This is a genomic window from Solwaraspora sp. WMMD792, from assembly GCF_029626105.1.
In the GTDB taxonomy this organism is placed as follows: domain Bacteria; phylum Actinomycetota; class Actinomycetes; order Mycobacteriales; family Micromonosporaceae; genus Micromonospora_E.
The window spans coordinates 2,461,388-2,480,415 of the sequence record NZ_JARUBH010000009.1 but is presented as its reverse complement, the minus strand read 5'-3'; the positions used below and the strand labels follow the sequence as shown (position 1 = coordinate 2,480,415).

9 protein-coding genes are annotated in these 19,028 nt (G+C 71.6%); 6 read left to right on the top strand and 3 right to left on the bottom strand.

Annotated features, from left to right (window positions below; translation table 11 throughout):
• Positions 1–193: 193 nt before the first annotated feature.
• Genes O7629_RS12650 through O7629_RS12635 form a run of 4 tightly spaced genes read left to right on the top strand, consistent with a single transcriptional unit; the run spans position 194 to position 10,529 of the window.
• On the top strand, positions 194–487 hold the full coding sequence (locus tag O7629_RS12650) for a hypothetical protein (protein WP_278169375.1): 294 nt from the start codon (positions 194–196) through the stop codon (positions 485–487).
• Positions 487–909: a YbaB/EbfC family nucleoid-associated protein gene (locus tag O7629_RS12645; protein ID WP_278169374.1), complete on the top strand. Its 423-nt coding sequence runs from the start codon at positions 487–489 to the stop codon at positions 907–909. Before O7629_RS12650 ends, O7629_RS12645 begins: the two co-directional genes overlap by 1 nt.
• 54 nt (positions 910–963) lie before the next feature.
• Positions 964–1,332: a hypothetical protein gene (locus O7629_RS12640; protein ID WP_278169373.1), complete on the top strand. Its 369-nt coding sequence runs from the start codon at positions 964–966 to the stop codon at positions 1,330–1,332.
• 26 nt (positions 1,333–1,358) lie between these two features.
• Positions 1,359–10,529 carry a hypothetical protein gene (locus O7629_RS12635; protein WP_278169372.1) on the top strand — a complete coding sequence of 3,057 codons (9,171 nt, stop codon included), beginning with the start codon at positions 1,359–1,361 and terminating at the stop codon, positions 10,527–10,529.
• On the opposite strand, the gene O7629_RS12630 is transcribed toward O7629_RS12635, so the two are convergent.
• Positions 10,513–13,077, bottom strand: coding sequence for a hypothetical protein (locus O7629_RS12630; protein WP_278169371.1), 2,565 nt, complete (start codon positions 13,075–13,077; stop codon positions 10,513–10,515). The genes O7629_RS12635 and O7629_RS12630 overlap by 17 nt on opposite strands.
• A gap of 179 nt (positions 13,078–13,256) precedes the next feature.
• Between O7629_RS12630 and O7629_RS12625 the strand changes: the two genes are divergently transcribed.
• Positions 13,257–13,838 carry a sigma-70 family RNA polymerase sigma factor gene (locus O7629_RS12625; RefSeq protein ID WP_278169370.1) on the top strand — a complete coding sequence of 194 codons (582 nt, stop codon included), beginning with the start codon at positions 13,257–13,259 and terminating at the stop codon, positions 13,836–13,838.
• Here O7629_RS12625 and O7629_RS12620 read toward each other — a convergent pair.
• Entirely contained in the window at positions 13,789–15,069 is a 1,281-nt protein-coding gene (locus O7629_RS12620; protein WP_278169369.1) for a hypothetical protein, read from the bottom strand. The two genes, O7629_RS12625 and O7629_RS12620, sit on opposite strands and share 50 nt — an antisense overlap.
• A gap of 188 nt (positions 15,070–15,257) precedes the next feature.
• Between O7629_RS12620 and O7629_RS12615 the strand changes: the two genes are divergently transcribed.
• Positions 15,258–17,120: a S8 family serine peptidase gene (locus O7629_RS12615; protein ID WP_278169368.1), complete on the top strand. Its 1,863-nt coding sequence runs from the start codon at positions 15,258–15,260 to the stop codon at positions 17,118–17,120.
• 10 nt (positions 17,121–17,130) lie between these two features.
• Here O7629_RS12615 and O7629_RS12610 read toward each other — a convergent pair whose 3' ends face one another.
• Positions 17,131–18,762, bottom strand: a complete 1,632-nt coding sequence (locus tag O7629_RS12610) for a ricin-type beta-trefoil lectin domain protein (RefSeq protein WP_278169367.1) — start codon at positions 18,760–18,762, stop codon at positions 17,131–17,133.
• Between the last annotated feature and the right edge of the window lie 266 nt (positions 18,763–19,028).

Below are 19,028 nucleotides of genomic sequence, written 5' to 3'. Positions count from 1 at the left end.
GACCGTACCTGGAATATCGTTTCGCGCACCAGAGTACCGGCGGGTGTGGCGGGCTCCACGGCGGCGGGCACAAGCCTGGGGTGGTTACTAGAGTTCGCGGTCCGGTGCCGTCCCACTCTGGCCCCGCCGCCCGGGTACGCCGTAGTGTCCGGGCCTGAGGCGACCAGCTGGTCTGTTCACCGAAGGAGTGGCCATGGCCGACATCCATCTGAACCACCCGGGCCTCAGTCAGGCCATCGATGACATGGTGCAGGCGACGACCCAGATGCGTAACGCCATGCAGCAGCTCATGCAGGGTCTGACCCCGTTCGAGCAGACCTTCGCGGCCGACGGATCCCGTCCCCAGTGGGACGCGTTCAAAGTCGCCGTCTCCCAGGCCGACGCTCAGATGCAGAACTCGTTCGGCAAGGGTGCGCTCGCGCTGAGCGACATGCAGAACATCCACATCGACTCGGATCGTCGCGGCACAAACATCCTGGGCGGCTGATGACCTCCGCCTGGGAGGCCCGGATCGAACAGGGCATGGCCGAGGTCCGCCGCTACCAGGAGGACCTGGCCCGGATGCAGCGGTCGTTGCTGGAGCGCAGCGCGTCGGTCACCACTGCCGACCGGGCGATCACCGTTGTGGTGGGTGCGCAGGGCGATTTGACGGACATCGAGTTTCACGGTGGCGCGTACCGGTCGATGGCCGGCACCGATCTGGCCAAGGCCGTCGTCGGGGCGTACCAGCAGGCCCGGCAGAAGATGGCGGCGGAAACCGACCAGGTGGTGCGATCGTTCGTCGAACGCGGAACCGGCATCCGGGACACGATGGTCGGTGACAACCCGCTGGAGGAGCTGCTCGGCCCGATCCGCCGCGCCGCCCGCGCCGCCGGCGGACTCGACGCCGACCCCCGGGGACGGAACTAGGGAGATGCCCACTGGTGCCGGTGGGAGGTGATCTGACACGTTGACCGTGCAGAGTTGCCGCAGCGCTGCCGGCCGGGCGCCCGGTGGCCCGATGTCGGTCGGGGGAGTCTCGTGTCTGAGCTGATGGTTCCTTCGGACCTGCGAAACCGGTTCGCGCGGTTCGGCCAGGCTGAGCAGGTCCTGGCGCGGCTCGGCGACACGATCGAGCAGATCCACGAGCTCAATCTCGCCGGCGCGGGCAACACCGGCGACGAGATCGCCCAGACCTACCGCTCCAAGGTCGATGGACCGACCGACAATCTGAAGGTACTCGTCGAACAAGTTCGTGGCGTGCTGCTGATGACCGACGAGAATGGCCAGCAGGTGAGCAACATCTTCGACCAGGGCGAGGTGGACGCCGGCGGCGCAGGCCGACGGTGGTGAGTTCACCACCGTCGGCGGAGTGACCGGTGGCGATCCAGCCCTCGGACGAGGTCAACAACCTCTACATGGTCCTCACCGGCTCCCGGATGCCGGACATCAACGAGGACATCCTGCGGACCGTTGAGGACCTGTACCTCGCGGTCTCCGGCGATCTCGGTGAGCTGCAGGGTCACGTCGAGTACCTGGTGGCCGGCGTCCGCCGGTCCTTTGACGGGCAGGCCGCCGAGGCCTTCGCCCTGCACATGGAACAGTTTGTCTCCGGCGACATATCCGTGCTGGAGGGCGCGGCCGAGCAGGCACGTGCGCTGGCGGCATTCGCTGGCGAGGTCGCCACCGAAGCCGAGTACATGAAGCTCATGATCATCGCCGAGTTGATCGTGCTGCTCGTTGAGATCGCGATCGCCGTGGCGATGTCCTACTTCAGCTTCGGGTTGTCGACCGCGCTGCTGCCGGTCAAGTTCGCCATCACCCGGATGCTGATCCGCCTGGGGATCCAGCGGCTGATCCTGCGGATCACCTCGTCGCCGCTGTTCAAGACCGTCGTCAACACCCCCTGGTTCAAGTCCTTCATCAACTCGCCCTGGTTCAAGACAGTCGGCCAGGGAGTCTTCATCTACGGCCCGATCGACGGGGTCATCGAGACCGGCATGTCGTACGGTGTACAGGACTACCAGATCAAGAAGGGCAACCGCGACGGCTTCAACGACAAGCACGGCGCATCGTCGTTCGTCAGCGGCTACTTCTCCGGCCTGTTCCAGCACGTCATCACCGACAGCCTGCTGCGCAAGTTTCTGCCGCCGCCGCGACTGGGCCGTGACGGGCCGGGCGGATTCGACCTCGACCCGCCGGGCGGGCCGCGACCGGGTATCGGCGGACTCAGCGAGAAGGTCCCGCCCCCGGTGAAGCGGGACGGGGCCAGCGGCCCTGATGGCGCAGGTCCAAGACCCGGACCGGGGCCGAACGTCGGACCGGGTCCGGGCCCGCGTACCGGCGGGGGACCGTCACCCGTACGTCACCTGCGTCTACCGATCATCCTGACGTCAGTGGCCGTCGGAACGGCGATCGGCGAGACCCTCGGCGAGGTGATCTCCGGGGCGGCTGTCTACGGCAAGGTCGACATCGACCCGGGAATGCCCGGGCTCGCGGCCACCGCCGCGGTCCTGCAGAGCATCACCGAAATCAAGGTTGCGCAGCCGCTCGGCAACTGGCTCGGCCGGTTGACCTTCGGCCCGGTGCCGGTCGTCGGGGGCAGCACCGCCGGCCCGCCGTCCGGCGGGACGTCGCAGCCGCCTACGACGCCCCCGCCCCCGCCCGGCCAAAGCCCGGTGGCCGACGAGAAGGGTGCGGGCGACGCGCCCCGCCCCGGCCCGGTGGGGGAGCGGACACCGGACCGGCCAGACCGCCCGGGCCTGATCGACGGATCAGAACACCGCACAGAGGCGGGCCCCTCCGCGTCGGAGGGGGTGTTCCGACCACCAGTGGTCGGCACCACACCGAACCCGGATCCCCTGGTGCCGACCGCGCCGCCGCCCTCCTACCCGGCACCACCGGCAGCGCCGGTCGTCACTGCCGAGCCGAGTGTGCCGAGCGGTACGGTGGCGCCGCCCCCGATGGCTGGTCCGCCCGTGACGGCTGGTCCGCCCGCGACGGCTGGTCCGCCCGCGACGGAATCTGTTCCGACACCACTCCTGTCCCCTGCGCCGGGCGACGGAGATCTGGTCGAGGAGTCTGCGGCACCTTATCGCGGCTCGGACCAACCGGACGGAGAGCAGGCGGCCCAGGCCCCGGCAGGAGCCGACCCGGTCCGGCAAGGAGCCGACGTCGCCGACCAGCGGACGCACACCCCGCCGGAGCCGCCGCCATCGCCGGTGGTCACCCCGGTCCCGCCGCCGCCACTGCCCAGCGACGCCGCCTGGACGTCGGCCAGGGAAAACGCGAGCGTCGGAGTTCGCACGCACGCCTGGGGCGATCCGGTTCACCGGTTCGGCCCCGACGGCGAGCAGCAGCTGGTCGTACGGTCCGGCTTCGACGCGCGGCGGGTGTTCCACGACGGTCAATGGTTTACCGACCTCGAAGTCCGGGTGTGGATCGACGACAACACCGGAGTGGGACCCGCCGGCGTCGACGCTGTCCACGACCGACTCGCCTCCGGTGTGCGCGAGCACCTGAACAGTCCCGGCTATCAGCTGGGCAACGGCGATCGCCTGCATGTCACCGTGCTGCGTGCCGATTCGCCGGACAGCGCACACCTGACGGTGAACCTGGTCGACCGGGACCAGGAGATGCACCAGTACTCATGGTGGGCCGACGCGGCGGCTGAGTACTACACGCACGAAATCGCTCACCAACTGGGCCTGCGCGACGACAGGTCCGGCAGCGGGTCGGTCCCCGGTAGCCTGCTCGGCGACTTCACCGTGCCCAAGCCCACCGGCGACGACGTGGCGACGCCGGCGGACAGGTGGCACCTCTGGCGCGACGGCGGCCTGCGGCAGCGCCATCTGGATCTGCTGGACGTCCTCATCGGGCCGGTCGGTGAGGACGGCGGCTATCACGGCGTGGACCGGCCCGTCCGGCCAACCGCCGATGAGTACGCACCACGTGCGCCGAAGCAGCCGCCAGCCGCTGCGAACCGTCCGCCGACTACGTCGCAGGCTTCCACCCCGGTCGACCGCCCGACCGCCGACGGACAGCCCGGGACCGAGCTCGATGATCTGGCCGATCGTCCGCGCCCGGAGCCGCCGGTGTTGTCTGCGGTGACCACCGAGTCCGGTCCGATCGCCGGACCAGTGGACCGGCGGACCACGACGACCGGCGAACCGGAGTCCGCGACCGACTCGGATGGTGAGACCAGCGAGGACGACGACCCCGACCGCGAGATAAGCGACGACGGCGACGCGGTCCGTCCGCAGGTACGCCGGCCACCGGTCATGTCGGGCGCTCTCCCGGTCAATGACTTTCCGGATGATTTGGATTTGCCGGGGTTGTTCGCGGGGCGGTCGGATGACTTTCCGGATGATTTGGATTTGCCGGGGTTGTTCGCGGGGCGGTCGGATGACTTTCCGGATGATTTGGATTTGCCGGGGTTGTTCGCCGGGCGGTCGGACGACTTTCCGGATGATTTGGATCTGCCGGGGTTGTTCGCGGGGCGGTCGGACGACTTTCCGGACGATCTGGATCTGCCGGAGATGTTCGCGGAGCCACCTGCTCTGCCCTGGTACACCCAGTTCGACGGTGCGCTCGGCCAGATGTACGCCTACCAGGCAGGCCCCCGACCAGGACAGCGGGCGGAGGACCTCGTCGGTGAGCTGCTGAGGGATCTCATGGCTGGTCCGATATCCGCCATCTTCCCGGCCGGGCAGCGGGACGCGATCCGCCGGGCGGTACGCGACGCGCTGATCGACCTCTACACCGCGCCACCGTTGCCGCCCGCACCGGCGGGTGCGCCGGCGGACAACACCCCGGACCCGTTCATCGACGAGCGGTACAGCGAGTTCCTGGAGAAGTGGGACCGCGTCCTCGTGCAGGGGATCACCGTACTGGCCGGTGATCGTCTTGTCTGGATTCATCCGGTCCTCGACAACGGCCGGCCACACCAGCGGACCCGGACCGGCCCGGCTCCGTACAAGGTCGTCTTCGGTTCGGGGTCGACGAACACCTCGCGCGGCGGCGGGGTCGACCGAGGGGTTCCCGCGCCGATGGATCTGATGCTGGTCGGCCTCACTGGTTTCGCCAAGCGGGTCAGCCGGCTGATGTTCAACTTCCCGTTCAAGCTCGAAGGAGGTTTCGACAATCCCCGGTCGGAGAACCGGACCCTGGTCGCCGGCCGGCAGATGTTCGTCAAGAACCGGCAGATGTTCGACGTCGGCCTGCGCTTCGAGGTGTACGCCGACGGCCGGCGGTTCGGCTCCACCGGCACCGCTCCGCCGGACCGGAGCGGACTGACGGTCGTGGTGCCCGAGCAGTACGCCAACCGGGACAACGGGTGGCCGGGGCACGAGACACCCCCGGCGCCGCAGCGGCAGGAGCAGCAGCGAATCACCCGGGCCAGGCCGGTGCTCAACGCCATCGGCCTGACCACACTCGTCGTCCAGTGGCACCAGCAGCTCGCCAGGAGCCGGTTGACACCGCAGCAGCGGGTCGCCGTCGCCGCAGCCGGTACCCGCCAACTGCTCAACGAACGCAGTCTGATCAACCGCAGCACACATCTGCTGTCCAACGGGGTACGCACCGATTCGCTGTCCGTCGGCGGACTCAACGGCAGTCTGAACCTCACCGTGACGCCCACCAAGATCCAGTACATCGGCTCGGCACCTGGTGTCGAGGTGCGCGACGACATGAGTGTCGTGCTCAGCCAGAGCGACGGGGCGACCGTCACCAGCGGACTGGCGTTCGACCCGTCGTTCACGGCGATCGGAATGGCCGACCCGAGCACCGACACGATCGGGCAAACCGGCCAACGGGCCACCGGGACGCTCGGTGTCGAGCTGAAGGTCTCCGGCGGGGAGAGCCTGGCCCTGGATCTCAGCAGCGACGTGTCCAACCATGTCGTGCTGGTCCGCCGCTCCGATCAGGCGCGTTACCTCGTCCGCTACCGGGTCGCGCTGCACACCGACCTGGACGGCCAGCGGCTCGGTTCGGTGTCGCTCAGTGACGTGCCGGCCGAGCTCGGGGTGGCCGAACCCGACCGGGTGAGCTTCGAGCGGGCGATCGCCGGTGCCGTGCTGACCCCGGGTGTCACCCGGTGGACGCGGACTCCACCGGGGCCGCTGGACATGGTCCAGTACCACCCCCGGCAGATCCTGGACCGGCTGCTCGGCGTCTCGCAGCCGGGCAACCCGCGGCAGCCGGCGCCGCCGCCGTCGCAGCCGCGTACCCAGCCGGTGGTGCCGATGCCGCACCACCGGGGTCGGAGGATCGCCACCCCGACGGCGGGCGAGCCGCTCGCGCTGGCCACCCGGCGCGGCACCGGCTGGGGGGTGCCGGTGTCGCTACCGAGGTCCGAAGTCGTGGTGCAGACCATCGAGCGGGCTCTGCGGCTGATCGCCGGGGTGCCGCGGCTGGACCGGGACACCTCCCAGACGATCGTCCAGCGACTGGGCCGTCCGGCGTTGGAGGCCGACCTCAACCGTCAGCTGGTCGGCGACCCGTTCACGGTCACCGTCGGCGGCAAGGACTACGACATCATGCTGACGGTCTACCTGGAGGAGCATCGCGACAGCAGCCGGTACGGGATGAGCGTCAACACCCGGACGATCGTCGCGCAGGGCCACTCCGGGTCGATCGCCGACGACGCGAGCGTGACCGTCGCGTTCAGCGGAGGTCCGGTGATCCCGGTCGCCACGGAGGCCCGGGTCGCGCTGCCGTTCAGCGCGGAGAAGGGTCACTCGGCGGGGCACAGCGACGACCGGTCGGTCTCGGTCGAGTCGTACCGCCGGACCGAGACCACCGGCGACGTCGTCGACAACGGTTACGGTGTGGCCTACGTGTTCGTGATCCGCGAGTCGAAGGTCGGCGGGCAACGCCGCACCTGGGTCTTCGGCTCGCAGGCCGGCATCGTCACCCCGGTCGAGCACGTCCCGGAGACACCGCTGACCCTCGACCAGGTCCGCCAGGCGAACACCCTGACCTCCGGTGCCGCTGTCGAGACACAGTGGTCGGCGATGCGGGAGGACGTCGACTCTCTCGATTTCGTCCGGTTCGACCTGTACGGTGTCAATGCCGTCGAGACCGCGTTCGTGACGATGCCGGAGCTGGTCGCGCTGGCCGCCGACCTCTACCGGCAGACCACCGGCCAGACCCAGGAGTGGTTCAGCGATCCGCTGAACTGGCCACGCGAACTGTGGCAGATCGGTATCCCGAACCACCTCAATGCCCACTTCGGCGAGTTGACCGACGGCCGTGGCTGGATCATTTCGCTGGAAAGCGGCATCACCTCTCACATGGTGCTGATCATCCGGGCCCGGGTGGTGCCGCCGGGCACCGGCCGCGTCTCCGGGACGGTCGAGATCGAGCATTACCTCAAGCGCGCGGGCAAGCACGAGCTCGGCGCCGAACAGAGTTCCGACACCAAGCTGGGGTTCGCGCCGAGCGGCAGCTACCTGGCCCCCAACCCCAGCGGTGACGACGAAGCCGCGATCGGCCGGGTTGATGTCGAGATCGCCGGCGTAGGCCGGAAGTGGTCCGTCGGTGAGGAGAACGCCGAGAGCGCCGGAAGCGCCGACATCAGCCGCGCCACGTACGGCGGGGACAAAGGGATCTTCCAGGGCGACGTGTTGATCGAAGCCTCGATCGTGGAGTGGAACGACCTGAAGGACCTTTTCCAGCCCGACCGGCCGGATCAGCCGACGAGCACCACCCGGACCGGTTACCTCAAGGTGCCGGGCGGACTCGACTTCATGATGCCGGTCGAGATCGCCGACGAGCTCAGCCTGCCACTGCCGGCGCCGCCAGCCGATCCGGCCGATTCCGAGACGGGCACCGATCCAGCGGATTCCGAGACCGGCACCGATCCGGCGGCGGTACCCGCGGCGCCCGTCGCGATCTACTCGGATCCGGATCTCGCGCAGGCCCTCGGCCACCCGGAACGACTGCAGGCCGGCCCGGTTCTGACGTTCATCGAAGACACCATGCGCACGAAGGGGCTGATCCCGGCGGGCGACCGGCACACCCTGCTGCGCCGCGCGGTGCGTGCCCAGTTCGCGTCCATGCCGTTGGAGAACCAGTGGACCGCGCTCGTCGGCTCCGGCGTACGGGGGCTGTTCGTCGTGCCGAGTCCGTTGCGCAATCTGCGGTTGATGCTGATCGAGGTGACCGGTCGGTTCACCGGTGCGCCGACGGCCAGCGGCAGTCGGAGCGACGTGGACCTGTTGTTGCGCGGCGAGGCGTTGGACGGGTCGTCCCGGTCCGAGACCCAGGGCAACGAGTGGTCCTGGACGGTCGTCAAGATCAAGGGTTACGGCAAGCCCACCGACGCCACCGACGCCGGTGCTTCCGGTGGGCTGGCCTACTCCCGCGAGCACGAGTCGGACCTCGGGGTCACCCAGGACGACAAGGACATCTTCCGGGTCGGTGTCAAGGGCGGGGCCACCCAGTTCATCCAGCCGATGGAGTTCGAGGTACGGATCGGACTGACCAACCACAAACCGTACTGGATGCAGCTGATCTCCGCGACGCTACGCGAGACGTTCTTCCTCGCCAGCTCGCTGCGCGACGGCGGCGAGCAGTGGGCCCGGCAGATCTGGTTCGACAACCGGCTGACGGAATGGGACTGGGAGAGCGCCACCGCGACGCCGCTGACCGGCACGGTGAAGCTGCTGGTGCCGACGTACCTCGCCGAGACCGCCGACCAGCGGGGGCGGTGGGTCTCCTCGACCGCGCAGCGGCCCGCCGGGTTTCCCGCCGCGCCGCCGGTGCGCTGGGGCACCAGATCGGCGAGTCGTCCGCAGGCCAACCGGGATCTGCTCACGGACCAGTCCCTGCATCCCTGGACGTTGGACAAGGTCGCCCAGCTGGTGCGCGCGTTCGCCGGTCTGACCACCCTGTCGGCACAGCTGCCGCCGACGTCGGTGGTCGAGGGCCGGGTGCCCGGCCTGCCGTGGCACAGCGTCGTCACCCTGGCGCTCGGCGACCACGCCGACGGATCGACGATGCGGTCCCGGGTGTGGGATCTGCTCGACAACGGGTACCGAATCCCCGGAACGGACATCACCGTCGGTATCGACGTTCGGGCTGTCCAGTACTACGAGTCGTCGACCGGGGAGCCGCTCACCGTCCGGAAGAAGGGCCGCAGATACGGGCAGAAGGAAGCGTCCCCGAGTGCCGGGAACACCAGCGGGTCCCGGACCACGGTGACCCTGGGGCCGTCCGGCCGGGGTGACGTCGCGAAGGGGGTACGGCTTGGCACGGACGCCCCGTTCACCGTCGAGCGGTCCCGGGAAACCGGTGGTGAGCTGTCGATCGGGGACGTCTCCGAGCGCAACGTCGAGTCGTTACGTAGCTACTACCAGTACCGCTACGACGTCACCGTCTACATATCCGGCCGGGCCGGCACGCTGGTCATCGACGTCACGGACGGCTTCCTCGCCATGTCGGCAAACCCGCCGGCGCGCCTTCCCGCGCCCATCCCGCTGCCGCCGGGCAGCGGCATCACGACGGGCGTGGAGTCGAGCCACAGCTCGGGCACGGCAGAGGCCGGGTACGAGGCTGATTCCGGCAGCGACTCCGAATCCGACTCGGACGAAGACTCGGATCTGGAGCCGGATCCGGAGCCGGATCTGGAGTCGGAGTCGGATGAGGAGTCTGACTCCGACTCTGACGACGGGTCCGGGGCGGACCATCCCGTGCCTGCGGCAACTCCCACCGCCGGGGCACCGCCAGTCGGCCGTACCGCGCCGGTGGGTGACCGCCGGGCGAGCGCAGCGTCGGGCCCACCGGCTGAGGTCGACTCATCCGAGGCGGAGTCTTCGTCCGAGTCCGACTCAGCTGAGGAGTCCGACGTCACCGTCGTGCCGCGGCGGGCGGGGCCGGCCGCGGTCGGCAGCAGGACCCAGCCGGCGTCATCCGCCCGCCCGCCGACGGCGGCTGCCACGGAACCGGAGCACGATCCGATCTTCGCCGCGCTGACCCCGTCGTCCGTTGCGGGCACGGCATCGGCCCCGGCGACGCCCGCCGGGACCGCGCAGCCGACTGCCGGAGAGGCGGACCTGACCAGGAGGCCGGACCGGCGCTGGTACCTCGACGGGCAGCAGGTGCTGGGCGAGCGGTTGACCGGCGACCGGACGGGGCTCGCGCTGCTCGACGACGCGGATCTGGAGCGGATGTCGCCGGCCGACCTCCTGCCCCCGGGCGAGATGCCGGTGGTGGTCGTGCGCGCTGCCGGCGACCGGATTCTCGTGCCGGTGCTGGACGCGGACGGCCGGACCCGGCAGGTGCCGGTGACGCCGGGCCAGCTGGCCAGGATGACCGCCCCCCTGGCCGGTCTGTCCGGCACGGTGGCGTTGATCATCGGTGACGTCGGCACCGTCGACGGCGGTTTCGTCTCGGCCTACGCGAGCGCCATGGGTGTCGACGTCCTGGTGCTGTCAGTCGCGCCGCGCGTCGGCTCGCCGGCCTCGCCGCCGCGGGTGCCGGTGCCGCCGGAGCAGTCGGCAGACGACTCGCCGTGGCAGCTGTTCAGCCCGGTCAGCCGGGCTGGGTGAGCAGCGTCGCCAACGGCAGCTCGACCCGCCGGGCACGAAGGACCCAGTGGCCGCCCTCGGCGCCGTACACCCGGGTCACGGTGACCCGGTCGTAGTTGCGCGGCGGCAACAGCACCTCGACACCGGCGGCGTTGAGCGCCACCAGCCGGGACCGTACCGCAGCCAGCGGCGCGATTCGGCCGGCGCTGGCCGCGACGTCGATCGCCTGGCCCGGCTCGATCCGTAACCGCACCAACCGCACCCCGTCGGCAGGTGTCGCCGGTCGGGAGTCGGAAACCACCAGCTGGTCGCCGTCAGGCCCGCCGGCGGCCGGCAGCACGGCGTACGCGGTCGCGGCGCGCCGCCCCGCCGGCCAGCGGACCACGTCGTTGGGCAGGCCGTCAGCACCGTGCCGCGCGCCGGTGCAACGCAGGAACAACGAGGTCGGAGCGAGGTCCGGCTGTGCCCGCCACTCGCCGGGGCCCGCCGGTGTCCAGCCCTGGGTCACCTGGACCCGGTCCAACCATCCGGCCGGCAGCAGGTAGCTGTCCACACCGCGCAGCAGGTGGCGGACCTCGGCGGGCGCGGTCTCGTCGAGCCCCGTCGTCACCACCGCCCCGCCTGGGGCCACCGACACCCGCAGCGCCACCGCGTCGGGGTGTGCCGTCCGGAGCCGGTCCGCGTCGAGTTGACCGACGACGAACAGCTCCGCCGTGGGCAGTCCCTCGGCCGCGATCCGGGCAGCGGGCTGCCCGACCGGGACGTACAGCTCGACCGGCTCGGCGTTCACCATGGGCCGCTCCGGCAACCAGGTCACGCCGTGCCCGCGGCTGCCCCGGGCGGCCGGGACCATCGACGGTCGCCGGCCGGTTGGCGGTGGATCGGTCGCCGGTGGATCGGTGGTGAGCCGGCCCTGGCCGGGCGACGCCGACGTCGGTACCAGCCAGCCGTCGTGGCTGCGCCACCGCCCGGACACGGTGACCAGGTCGGTGGCGCCGGGTGCGGACGGTGCCAGCCGGCACCACCGGGCCGGCTCACCGGCGGCCCGCAACGACCGCGGCTGCCCCTGCACCACGGCCAGTCGCGCCCCCGGCTCCGGCACCCAGATCTCGGCGGGAATCTGGTCGGCGAGTGCTGTCACGTGGGCCCGCAATTGCCCGAAACCCTCCGGTGGAACCGAGATCAACAGGGCCAGGTCCTGGCCGGCCCAACCGGCCCTGCGCAGCAGCGCCGGTAGCTCCCGTGGCCCGAGGGCGAGCAGCCCGCCGTCGCCGTGGCGGGCTGCCAACCGTCCGTCGTCCAGCACCGCCAGCTCGACCCGGAACTGCCCGTCGCGTCGCCGGACCGTCGCCCAGCGGCGCAACGCCGCCGGCCGGGCCTCGGTGGCCACGCTGACCAGTTCGACACCGCTGGCCGCCGGTGCGTGCGGAGCATCCTCGCCGGTCTCTTCAGCCGCGTCGTCGCCGGTCTCGCCCAGGTGCTGGAGCCGGATCTCGGCGGTCGACAGGCCCGCGTCCATGGTTCCGCCGACCGGCGCCAGCCGTCCGTCGCGGTCGGACCAGAACCGGTCCGGATGGTCCGGGCCGGGCGGCCGGAAGGCCTGCCAGCCGCGCTGGTGGCCGTCGCGGTCGCGAACGGCGAGGTCACGGACCCCGTCGAGGAGCACCACCCGGCTACCGGTCGGCGGTGCCCAGACCGTGGCACCGACGCGTCCCGCCAGTTCGGCCAGGTATGCCGCGAGGCCGGCGGTGACCTCGGCGCCGAGGCCGGGGAACAGGACCCGGTCCGCTGGGTCGACGCGCGGATCCGCCGGGTGACCGCTCGGGTCCGCCGGAGCGTTGTGGTCGCCGCTGGCGCAGCCCTGGCCGGAAGCCGGTTGGTGGTCAGGCACCTGCGGCCAGACTCGCAGGTCGCCGCCGTACAGCGGAACGGCGGCCAGCGCAGCCGCCAGGTCGGTTCCGGACGCAGCGGTGCGTACGCCGTCGTATCCGCTCAGCAGCGGTGTGTCGCCGTCGACGCTGAACGCGACGGTGGCCAGCCCGGGATGACCACCGGCGAGCCGCGCTGCGGCGGCCCGGGCGACCGGGAACGCCTCACGGGTGGTGAAGGACAGACCCCGGGGCAGCGGCAGGGTGGCCCAGCCTCGACGGGGCCGGACCCGACCACCGTCGAGGTCGTACCAACCGGGCAGGCTGGTCGACATCGACGGCGGCTGGACGTGCAGCCAGTCGACCACGGCACCGGTCGTCCGGTCCACCGGGGTCGGTTCGTCCGCGTCCGCGGCCGGCCGGCTCGCAACCGCGCCCGCCGGGACGATCAGCACGTCCCGGCCGAGTAGATCGGCGAGCGCCAGCAGCACCGCGGTGTGCCGGGCACCGTCCGGGACCAGCACCTGCACGTCACGGCCTCCGCCGCCGGCCCGGACGACCATCCTGGCGAGCTCTCCGGCGGTGAGCGCGGTCTGCGGCCTGTCCGGTTCGGCCAGTCCGCCTCCGACGGTGGTCGTCAGGGTGATGCGATGCGGGGCGACATCGTGCGCAGGCTTGGAGGTGTGAGGTACCAGGGTCATGTCGCTCAATCCCTACCATGGTGGCCTGGTGCCAGGGAGACGCCGTCGGTTAACAATCCGTGTCGAGATGGGATCCTCCAGGCGTTGGCTGGGGGATCGGACACTTTGCCTTGCCGCATCATCGTCGACCTCCATACCGTCGCGTAGAGCCAGCCACCCGTACGAGGACGACAACGAAGATGACCGTGCACCCCGGCGCTGCGTCGGCATCAGCCGGCCTCGACGCGCAGCTGCGTGCGCTCTACGACGGCCCGGCGCCGGGCCTGTTGCGCTACCTGGTCCGGCTCACCAACGGGGACCGGTACCGGGCCGAGGACCTGCTGCAGGAGACCCTGGTGCGGGCGTGGCGGCACCCGGAGTCGCGCACCGAGACCGGTGAGTGGCGACGGTCCTGGCTCTACACCGTCGCCCGCAACGTCGCCATCGACGACCTGCGGACCACCCGTCCGGTCGAGCTCGTCGGGGACCTGCTCGACGACCATCCGGACGACAACGACCCGGTCGAGCGGGCGATCGATGCGGGAGTGGTGCACGCCGCGCTGGACGCGCTGCCGGAGCGGCAGCGCACCGTACTCGTCGAGGTCTATCTGCACGAACGATCCGGCCAGGAGGCCGCGCAGCGGCTCGGGGTGCCCGTTGGTACCGTCAAATCGCGCACGTTCTACGCTCTGCAGGCATTGCGGGAGCTGCTCGACCCCGTTGCCGCCCCGGTCAACCATCGACTATCTGCAAGGTCCAGCGGGCCGGCGGCCCTGCGGTGACCACTATCGGCACGGTGGCCGGGGTGGGCCGTTCGACCAGCGCCGCCAGTGCCGCCAACTGACTCGGTGCGGGGTCGGTGACCAGGGTGACCACTGTCCGTGCCGCGTCGTCGTCGGCGAGTGCAGCCAGGTCGGCGGGGTAGCGCCGGCAGCCCGGCGGCAGCGTGGTGAGCCCGTCGCCGACGACGGTGACGGCGGCCCCGGCGGCCAGCAGCCGGGTGGCGAGCAGCCGGGCGACCCGTTCGCGGGCGTCGGCCGGCCCGGTCACGGCGAGTACGTCGGGCGCCTGCCGCAGCTCGATCCAGAACTGCCCTCCGATGCCGGTGCCGACGTCGAGCGTCGTTTCCGATCCCGGCTGGTCGGTGTCCGCTTCCGCCGACCGCCAGCCGTACGGCGTGTCGCCGCGTGGCCGCCGTAGGCCGGTCAGCCGCAGTACCGCCGGATCGTCACCCACCCGCAGCCGCACCTCGAGGTGGGCGAGCCGACGGTCGTCCTCGGCCGAACTCTCCGGTGGCCCGGTCGTCGGCATCGGGTCGGAGGTCGGGGCCGGCCGGGCGGTCAGGTCGGCTGCCGGAGCCGGTCCGGTCGCCGGAGCCGGCACCAGCGCGGATGCCGGCCGGACCGCCCTGGACGCCGGCCGGACCGCCTTGGTAGCCGGTCGACGTCCGCCGCCTCGGCGCAGCACTACCACCGCGAGAGCGAACAGCCCTACCGCGACCATCGCCGCCCCGCCCCGCAACAGCAGTTCGGATCCCGGGTCCGGCTGCCGCGCACCGCCGACGGTCGGCAGCTGCGGCCCGGTCGACACACCGTCGGCTGCCGGCAACGGCCCGTACCGGACGCCCGGACCGCGCGCGTCGTCGGGCAGCCGTAGCACCCAGCCCGGCTCCAGGACGGTCGGATCGGTCAACCGTCCACCGTCGGGCTGCGTCCGCCCCACGTTCAGATCGAAGATCTCTGGGTACCGTCGGCCATCGCCGAGCGTGCGAGCGGCGATAGCGAACAGGAAGTCCCGCTCACCGCCCGGCTGCTGACCGACGACGTAGTACCGCACGTTGCCCGTGGTCGCGGCATCCTGGGTGGAGCTGACGTCGGGTGCCGGACCAGCGCCGGCCGGTCGGGCATCGGCCCACCCGGTCGGTACGCTGACCGCCGTCGCGCACACCGCGACGGCGACGATCCGGCCCGCCCGCCTCACCAGGCCGTGGCGGATCTCCGATCGGTGCCGCATGCCCACTCCTGCCGCTGCGCGGGACGGCCCCGCCAGCCATCAAAGCTCTGCCAACGCTGGGACGAAGCAGCATATGCAAAGGTTCACGATGTACTTCCCTAGTGGTGGTGAACCTAGGACATCGCGCCGTCGTCCATGCCGTAGCGGACCGCCGGATCACCGGCACCCGATCAAGGAGGAACGATCTGATGAGGATGCGCGGCGGCCGCGTACCGGTCGCCTTCGGCCTGCTCCTCGCGGTCATCGCCGCTGGCCCGCTCGGCGTCACCGCGCCGGCCGGAGCGGCGGGCGGTGCCGTCGCAGCGGTACCGGTGCACCGGTCCGCCCCGGACCCCGGGCCGTCCGGCAGCTACCAGCTCTACTACGTTGTCGCCGCGAGCGTCGACGGCCGACCGGAGAACCTCTGGCTGATCGCCAGCCGGCTGCTCGGCGACGCCGACCGGGCCACCGAGATCTTCGACCTCAACGCCGGTCGGCCGCAGCCGACCGGCGGCGCTCTGGTCGATCCGAGTGTGCTGCGGGCGGGCTGGGAGCTGGTGCTGCCGTGGGACGCGGTCGGGGAGGGCGTGCGGTACGGCCATCTCAGCCCGGTGAGCGCCCCGACCAGCCCGGCACCGTCACCCCAGCCGCCGGCTCCGGACGCGACGTCTACTCCCCGCCCCGGGGGCACCGGCAACGGCCAACCGGGAGGCGGGCAGCCGTCCGGTTCCCCGCCGGGCCCGACCCCCGCCTCGCCGTCCGCCTCGCCGACACCGACAGCGAAGCCCTCGGCGGGGGCGAGCCGGCCACCGGGTACGGCCTCCGGCGCCCTGCCCTGGCTGACTTCCGGCTGTCAGGCGAGCTTGGCCGACTGGGGGCAGCCGTGGTCGGCGCTGAACCAGGTCTGGTCGCGTAGCCGGGGAGCCGGGGTGACCGTCGCGATCGTCGACTCGGGGGTCGACGCGACGCTGCCGGAGTTGACCGGCCGGGTGACCGCGGGGGCGGACATCGTGACCGGGGCCGGGCGGGCCGGCACCGACTGTCTCGGCACCGGCACCGCCATCGCTGGGATCGTCGCCGCCGACCACAGCGCCGGGTCCCGCCACGGAGTGGCGCCGGAGGCGACCGTACTGCCGGTGCGTCTGGTGGAAACCGACGCGCGGGCCCGGGTCACCGATCAGGTGACCGCGATCGAGGTGGCACTGTCCACCGGGGCCGAGGTCCTGATGATCGGCGGCTACGTCGATCTGTCCGACCCGCAGGTGGTGCAGGCTCTCGCCGGCGTCGCCGAGCACGACAGCGTTGTGGTCGTGCCGGCCAGGTCCGGTGCGGACCTGGACCCGGCGCCCGGCCCACCCGACGCGGTACTGCGGGTCGCCGCAGTCGACGAGCAGGGCACGCCAGTGGCCGAGCACCCGGCCGGCGAGGTCGACGTGGTGGCACCGGCGGTGTCCGATACCGAACCGCGCGACGCCACGGTCTACGCGGCGGCCTATGTGGCGGGCGTCGCCGCGCTGCTGAGGTCCGCGCAACCGGATCTCACCGCCGCCGAGGTCGTGCAACGGCTCACCGAGACTGCGGAACTCGCGGCTGCGGCCGACCGGGACGACGAGATCGGCTGGGGCGGTGTCGACCCGGTAGCGGCGGTCGGTGCCGGCGGTGCCCGTCCGGGTGGTCCTGTCGACGACGGCGACGGCGGATCCGGCGCGGCGGCCGGTTGGCCGCTGGCGGTGGCGTCGGTGGTGCTGGTCATTCTCGGTGCTCTGTTCTGGGCCCGGCGCCGACTCGGCGCACCGGTGGAGGCGGCCGCCGCCGAGGCGGCGGACACCAGGGCCGGTGCCTGGGGCGGCAGCGAGTCCGCCGTCCGGTCCGCGAACTCCGCCACGGCCGAGGACGACCAGACGCCCGGAGCCGGGTCCGATCGGTCGGGTACGGCGTCGCCCGGCGGTGCCGCCGACGTCGACGGCGGCGGACCGACGACGGCGACGACGTCGGCGGACACCCGGGTCACCACGGTCCTCGACCTGTCGGCGGGTCGCCCGGCGCCCGGCGCGAAGCCGCCTGCGACTTGACGTCAGCCGGTCAGCGGCGGCTCCAGCTCGCGTTCGCCTGACCGGTGCAGGGCCAGAGGATGACCTGGCTGCCGTCGGCCGTACGCCCGTCGTACACGTCGACGCACATCAGCTTGCCGCGAGCGTCGGAGGCCTTGAGCGAGGTCAGGTCGTCGGCCCCGTTGAGGCGGAACCGTTGAGCGGCGGTGCCGTTGCAGCGGGTGCTGCCGATGACGGTGAGGTCGACGGTCCGGCCGTTGGTCAGATCCATGCACATGCCCTGGGAGCGGATCGTGTCGTCGGGTAGGAACTCCCACAGCTGGTTGGCAGCCCCGGTGCAGGTGGAGATCGTCAGCGGGGTGGACCGTTCGGTCTGCGGCCCGTGGTGCTGCGTCAGGCACTTGTCGGAGGCGTGGCTGACCAGTTGCCACCGGGCCGTCGGCGCCGGGGTGGTCGCCTTCGGTGCGGCGCTGGACGGGGCGGGCGCGGGGGTCGGCGTACCGGCCGGGGTGGGTGCGTCGGCGGGCGGCGTGCCGGCGGCGGTCGTCGGGGTGGGGTCCGGGCGAACCGGCGGTGACGGTGCCGCCCCGGTGCCGAGCCGTGGGTCCGCCGCGTAGAACTTCTCGTGGCCGTGCACCATTGCGGTGAAGGCGGCGAGGGTGGAGGAACTGTCGACGTCACCGGCCGCCTGGATGGCGCCGGCCCCCCAGTGGTACGCGGCCAGGGCCAGCGGGTACGGGTCGTCGCTGAGCGGCGTCATCTCCTCGACGAGGCGGCACATGGTGCGGCCCAGCGCCGGGATGGCCACCTGCGGGTCCCACGGTGTCGCGTCGCCGGCTGCCTGGACGTACTGCACCCACATCTGCGGCAGGAACTGTGCGATGCCCTGGCCGCCGGTCGGTCCGAGCAGGTTCGGGTCGAAACCGGACTGGGCCATGACCTGGGCGGCGATTCGAGCCGGTGTCACCGTCGGACAGACGCCACCTGCGGTGCGCACGGCCGCGAGGTACTCGTCCGGTACGTCGATCGGCGTGGCCCGGCTGACCGTCGTCTGAGTCGCCGGTAACGCCGGCGGGGTGGGATCGGGAGTGCCGGTGCCGCCGAAGGCGGGGTAGAGGGCGTACCACCGGGTGTACCCCTCGACGGTGTCGACGTAGTCGGCGGCGGCGGTCGGCACCCCGGCGGCGGCGCGTACTTCGGGCACACCCAGCTGGTGTGCGGCGAGCGCCAGCCGCCACGGTTCGCCGGGCACCTGCGCGACCCGCAGCGCTCCGACCAGCTGGCACATGTGGCGGGCGAGTGCGTGGATGCTGGCGCTGCGGTCGGTGGGTTGCGCCTGCGGCCAGGGTGCCCAGCGGCGCCACACCGGGTCGGTCAGCCCGGCGACACCCCTACCGCCGCTGGCGCTGACCGCCTGCACCGGCTCGGACCTGAACTGCGACGCCGTCATCAGCTGACCGGCCAACCGGGCCGGGGTCAGCGCCGGGCAGGACCCGGCTGCGGCCACGACCGTCCGTTGATCGTCGGCCGGCACGTCGGCGCCGCGCAGCATCCCGGCGGCGGTGGCCGGGGTGAACTCCACCGAGGCCGCCGTGGTGCACAGCGCTGCAGCGGACAAGACCGCGCCGGCGATCGCCCGGCGGGTACCGGTCGTCAGTTTCACGATGACTCCTCGTCGGTGGCTGCTCCACGGCAAGGACGATCAGCCGGCCGGCGAGGTTCAGATCAGGGACGAGGACTGCGGCGACGCCCGGTCCGGTGCCGGGCGGCGCGCAGACCGGCTGACGCCGAATCCGTTGCATTACCTACTTATTGCCCGGCATTGTCACAGTAAGCCGACTTCAACCCTTTCCTCCGGTGGTCGGCTGTGTAACGCTGAAGTTTCGCGTCTGCCCGACGTCCTGTGAGACGTCCAATGGGGAGGTATTG

Excerpts from the sequence above, each read along its gene's own strand:
- O7629_RS12615 (WP_278169368.1), top strand. The coding sequence starts at position 15,258 with ATGAGGATGCGCGGCGGCCGCGTACCGGTCGCCTTCGGCCTGCTCCTC.
- O7629_RS12625 (WP_278169370.1), top strand. The coding sequence starts at position 13,257 with ATGACCGTGCACCCCGGCGCTGCGTCGGCATCAGCCGGCCTCGACGCG.
- O7629_RS12620 (WP_278169369.1), bottom strand. The coding sequence starts at position 15,069 with ATGCGGCACCGATCGGAGATCCGCCACGGCCTGGTGAGGCGGGCGGGC.
- O7629_RS12630 (WP_278169371.1), bottom strand. The coding sequence starts at position 13,077 with ATGACCCTGGTACCTCACACCTCCAAGCCTGCGCACGATGTCGCCCCG.
- O7629_RS12650 (WP_278169375.1), top strand. The coding sequence starts at position 194 with ATGGCCGACATCCATCTGAACCACCCGGGCCTCAGTCAGGCCATCGAT.
- O7629_RS12645 (WP_278169374.1), top strand. The coding sequence starts at position 487 with ATGACCTCCGCCTGGGAGGCCCGGATCGAACAGGGCATGGCCGAGGTC.